3 protein-coding genes are annotated in these 4470 nt (G+C 75.6%); all 3 read right to left on the bottom strand.

What is annotated here, in order from left to right; all coding sequences use genetic code 11:
- The coding region (locus tag OOT08_RS17585; protein ID WP_325094160.1) for a DUF7824 domain-containing protein at window positions 1–2853 on the bottom strand (2853 nt) is incomplete at its 3' end.
- Complete coding sequence (locus tag OOT08_RS17580) at window positions 2846–4174, bottom strand: SWIM zinc finger family protein (RefSeq protein ID WP_325094159.1); 1329 nt, start codon at window positions 4172–4174, stop codon at window positions 2846–2848. The genes OOT08_RS17580 and OOT08_RS17585, both read right to left, overlap by 8 nt.
- Before the next feature lie 4 nt (window positions 4175–4178).
- Window positions 4179–4322, bottom strand: coding sequence for a hypothetical protein (locus OOT08_RS17575; RefSeq protein ID WP_325094157.1), 144 nt, complete (start codon window positions 4320–4322; stop codon window positions 4179–4181).
- Window positions 4323–4470: the final 148 nt, after the last annotated feature.

The following is a 4470-nucleotide window of genomic DNA, read 5'->3' as shown; positions in this document are numbered from 1 at the left end:
CCGGATCGCGGTCATCCCGCACTGGCCCTCTTCCGTGAGGTCGTAAAACCACGACGTGCGGGTGCGAAACACCGCGGTGTCCGCGCCGGACGGGGGCGCAGGAAAGCGCAGCTCGATCTCGAGCAGGCGCGTGCTCGCCGCCGGGTCCTGCCAGGCGGCGCGGACCTCGGCGCCGTCGTCGAGCGCGGGCCGGTCTCCGGCTTCGACCGGCCAGAGTGCGGCGAACCCAGCGTCGTCGAGTTCGGGCACGGTCGCGGGTTCCAGGGCCACGGCGGGCGTGTTCCCTGCCGCGACGGGCGGCAGGGCCGCACAGATCACCCGGGCCCGGGTCACCGCGCGGGAGGACCCCTTGCCCTCGGCGAGCAGGCGCACGCCGGGCAGGTCCAGGCTGTCGGCCGGGGCGAGCCCCTCGGCGACGGCTGCGGCCACCGCGGGCGCGAGGGCCTCGATCGTTTCCACAAGCTCTGCGGTGCCGGCCAGCAGTCGGGGCGACTGCACCGAGGCGAGCACGATCCCGTCGAGCATCGGCCAGACGGGCGCGAGCAGCCCCTCCTCGGCGAGCGCGCGAGCCGCGGTCGCGAAGGCGGCCACGCGATCCGGGGTCTCCGCCCAGTCCAGCAGCGCCGGGTCGGCGACGCCGGGGACGAGCAATCCGCGCTCCCAGGCCTCGTGGATCGCGCGGACGCCGTCTTCGGCGGCCACGCGGTGGAAGGCCCGCTGCGCCCCGATCAGGTTCGCGGCGAGCCCCGGGGTGAGCGGGGTGGCCCGGGTCACCGTTTGCCGGAGGCAGATCCCGAGGGTGTCGAGCTCGCTCGCGACCACCTCGCGCCCGGCCCCGTCTCCCCACCGGGGGAAGGTCGCGAGGTCCTGGCCACCGAAATAGCCCTCGTCTTTGAGCCGGGGCGGGAAGTCCGAGAGCGACGCGGGCAGGCGCAGCGGTTCCGGCCACCAGGCGTGGGTGCGCGCGTCGAGGAACAGCGCGGGTTCGAGGAGGGGGTCGTCGAGGTACCTGACGATCGCGGCTCCGGCGGGCAGGGGCATGGTGTCCCCGTCCTGGGTCAGCACCGGCACCGCGAGGTCGGCGAGGGCGTCGCGCTGTCCCGGGGTGACCCCGGTCCGGTCGAGCCGGAACAGGGCCAGCAGCAGATCGGCCTCGCTCGCGATCGCCCCCGCGTCGCGGTACCGACCCAGCCGGGCGACGAGCTCGGCCGGGTCGATGCTCAGGTCGTCCCGGCTCGGGGTTGACAGCAGGACGGGGACGGTGCCCAGCCGCTGGAACACCTGCGCTTCCCGGGCGGGCAGGGGCTGCCAGGTGGTGCCGGTCGCGCCCGCCCACTCGCGGTTGGGCGGGGTGTCCCGGGTGGGCGAGGGCTCCCCCGCCCGCCAGGCGACGACCTGGCGCAGCCCGGCCACCCAGCTTCGCCGCACCCCGCCGAGCGCGGTGCGGACGGCGGCTTCGTCGTCGCGGGCGACCGCGTTGGCGAGCGCCAGGAAGCGCTCCACCTCGAGGTCGACGACGCCCTCTGGGCGGCCCGTCAGCCTCGCGGCGGCCGCGGTGAGCCCCGCCGGGGTTTCCTCGCCCGCGTCGAATGGGGGCACCGTCCAGAGCGGCGGCACACTCCGCCACTCGGGCAGCGGCCCCTCGGCTTCGGCGGGACCACCGGCTGCGCTCTCGGCGGGTTCTGTGACGCCCCAGGCGTCGAGGAGGGCCCGGGCGGGCTTGGCCAGCTGCGCATCGGTGCCCGCGGCGAGCGGGCGGAACAGCGCCGCCAGGTCCTCGCGGGCCGCGGCTGAAGGAGCGGAACGCGCCGCGGCGGCCAGCAGCAGGGCCCGCTTGGTTTTCTTGGGTTTCGCGGCCAGCCCGAGGACGAGGATTTCGCTGAGCAGCGCGTCGTCGGCACGGGCGATCAGCGCCGGAGCGAAGGCCTCGACGACGGCGGCGTCGCCCGTGGCGATGGCGGACAGGAGCGTCTCGGTCCGCGCGTCCAGCTCCGCCTCGTTTCCCGGCTCGGTGAGGCCGAGCGGGCCGGTGAGGAGGGTGGCCCAGACCTTGCGATCGCCGGGGCGCTGCGCGGCGTCGAGACCGGCGATGGCCAGGTCCATCGCCGCATCGCGGCTCAGCCAGCCCCGCTTGAGCGCGGCGGGCACCGACTCCCCAAAGGGTCCGGTGGCCGGGGTGCCGAGGGCGACCGCGGCGCGGGCGTGCTCGGGGTAGCGGGGCGCGAGCAGCTCGGCGGCAATCAGGCCGCGGTCGGCGGGCATCAGCTCACCGCCGCCGGTGAGCGCGCCGAGCGCGTACACGGCCCAGTCCTTGAGGTAGTCGGGGTGCTCCGGCAGGGGCAGGCCGAGCTCGGCCACAAGGCGCACCGCGGCCCCGGCATTGCGCGAGGTGGCGTGTTCCCAGGCGCGTCTGGCGGAGGCGGCGGCCTCGAGCACGAAGCGCTCGGCGTAGGCGGCCCCGCGGGAGGCCACGACCCGGGTCTCCAGCTCGTCGCCCGCGCCCCCGGCCGAGGTCAGGATGCGGACCGCGCGTTTGGCGGGCACGCCGCAGCGGATCCCGAACAGCGCGAAGAGCCCGCGATCCTCGATGGGCTGGATGCTGCTCAGCCAGCCGAAGCGGTTCGGCCCGGTCTCGCCCCATGCTCCCCAGTCGCCGCGGCTCATGCCGCTGACGACGGCGCGCTGTTGCTCGGCGGTGCCGAGCGGCAGGTCGAGCGCCCGGTCACGGTCGGCGCCGAGCCAGCCGAGGTCGACGAAGGCGCGCACCGCTGCGGCGAGCGCGGTGTCCGGCACTGGGGTGTCCGGCACGGGGGTGTCCGGCACAGATGCGTCGGGCAGGGACGTGTCAGGCATGGGTCTCCCGGGTGGTGAGTTGGACGGCGAGCAGGTGGGCGCAGGGGCCGCGGCCGGAGCCGTGGCGGAGGAACCAGGTGCAGGAGCAGCTGGCCGAGCCTGCGCCGGTTCGGACGGTTGCGTCGGAGGAGCCTCCGTCGCCGGTCACGGTCCACTCCCCCGGGCCGGTTGCGCGGACGAGGCCCGCGGCAACGAGTCGGCGCGCGCGGACCAGCCGAGGCTGGTCCCGGGTGGCCCGCTCGGGGTGATCGGGGAGTTCGCGGTGGAAGTGGGCCCCGTCGTGCAGGTCCCAGCCGACGCGGCCGGAGGCGGCGAGCACGGCGAGCGCACCGGTCGCCCGTTCCGCGCTGAGCCCTGATTCGCGCTGGAGGCGCCCGAGGTCGATCACGGGCTCGAAGGCGAGCAGTGCCCCGAGCAGTTCGGCGTCCGCGAGGCGCTCCGGGGCGGCGAGTTGGCCGAGCAGGGCGCCCTCCCCGGAGTGGCCCTGCCAGGCCTCCGCGGTGAGCCCGAGGGTGAGTCGGGCATCGGGGAGCCGGAACTCCACGGCGAGCGATCCGGCGTCTCCCGTGTAGAGCGCGGCTCCGCGCACGTGCGTGAGGAGGCGCTTGGCGGCGCTGAGTCGGTGGGGGCCGGGCAGCGAGATGCCGGTCGGGGTGGGCCGTGTCCCGAGGCGGAGGCCGGAGCGGGCTGGGGTCAGCCAGAGGGTTTTCCCGGCGGCGCTCGCGGCGGGCACCTCCGCGAGGAGGGCACGGGCGTCGGCGGCCCCGAGTTCGAGGGCCGGGGCGAGCGCGCGGTGGCCCTCGGCGAGGTTGCCGAGGGCGCGCACCCAGCGGTCGGGCATATTGACGGGCCGCTCGCTCGCCTGCGCCGCTGGGGTGGCGGCGTGGAGTCCGTCGCTGCCGACCCGCAGGCGCAGGAGTTCGGCGCGGCCGAGTCCCGCGAGGAGTGCGCGGATGTCGGGGCCCAGGTCCACGTTGGTGGTGCCGTGGGCGATGTCGCCGCCGTCGAAGCCGGGGGCGAGCAGGTCGAGCCGGGCGTAGACGCTGTTGCAGGCGGAGAAGCACTCGGCGCGCAGCCGGTCCCCGTTCGCGGTGAGCACGGGGTCGCGCTGGGAGCTCGGGGTGTATTGGAAGTAGCGGGAGGCGGTGATGTCGGCGAGGGTCAGGAGTCCGCGGGCGAGCACGATCGGGCGCACCGCGAATCCGGTGAAGAAGCTGGGGTCTTGGTCGAATCCCTGCGGGGTGAGCGCCGGGGCGAGGCCGAGGGCGAGCCCCTGCTCGTCGAGGACGGAGGGACCGGCGAAGCTGCGCTGACCGGACATGTGATCAGCGCTTCCCGCGGCCGCCGCGGCCCCGGTAGAGCGTGGCGAGGACGAAGACGAGCAGGGCGCCGCCGAGCGCCCAGACGGCGTAGGGCACGCCGGGGGCGTCCGTCTCGGCGACGAGGCGAAGGATCGTTGCGGGAGTCACCGTTTCATCGTAGGGCCTGCCGGTGACGGTGGCCCGGGGCGTCGCTTGCTCGGAGGACGGTTTGGGAGGAAAATGTCTGGCACAGGTCGACCGGGGTCCCGGGCGGCGCAGCCGGGGGCGACCCCGTGGACCCTGGGAGTATCGATGA

The organism is Leucobacter sp. M11 (assembly GCF_035726885.1).
Lineage (GTDB): Bacteria > Actinomycetota > Actinomycetes > Actinomycetales > Microbacteriaceae > JAPFRB01.
Note: the sequence above shows the minus strand (reverse complement) of the source record. Positions and strands in the feature narration are given on the sequence as shown.

Coding starts and splice junctions, on each gene's coding strand:
- OOT08_RS17580 (WP_325094159.1), bottom strand. CDS start 4,174: ATGTCCGGTCAGCGCAGCTTCGCCGGTCCCTCCGTCCTCGACGAGCAG.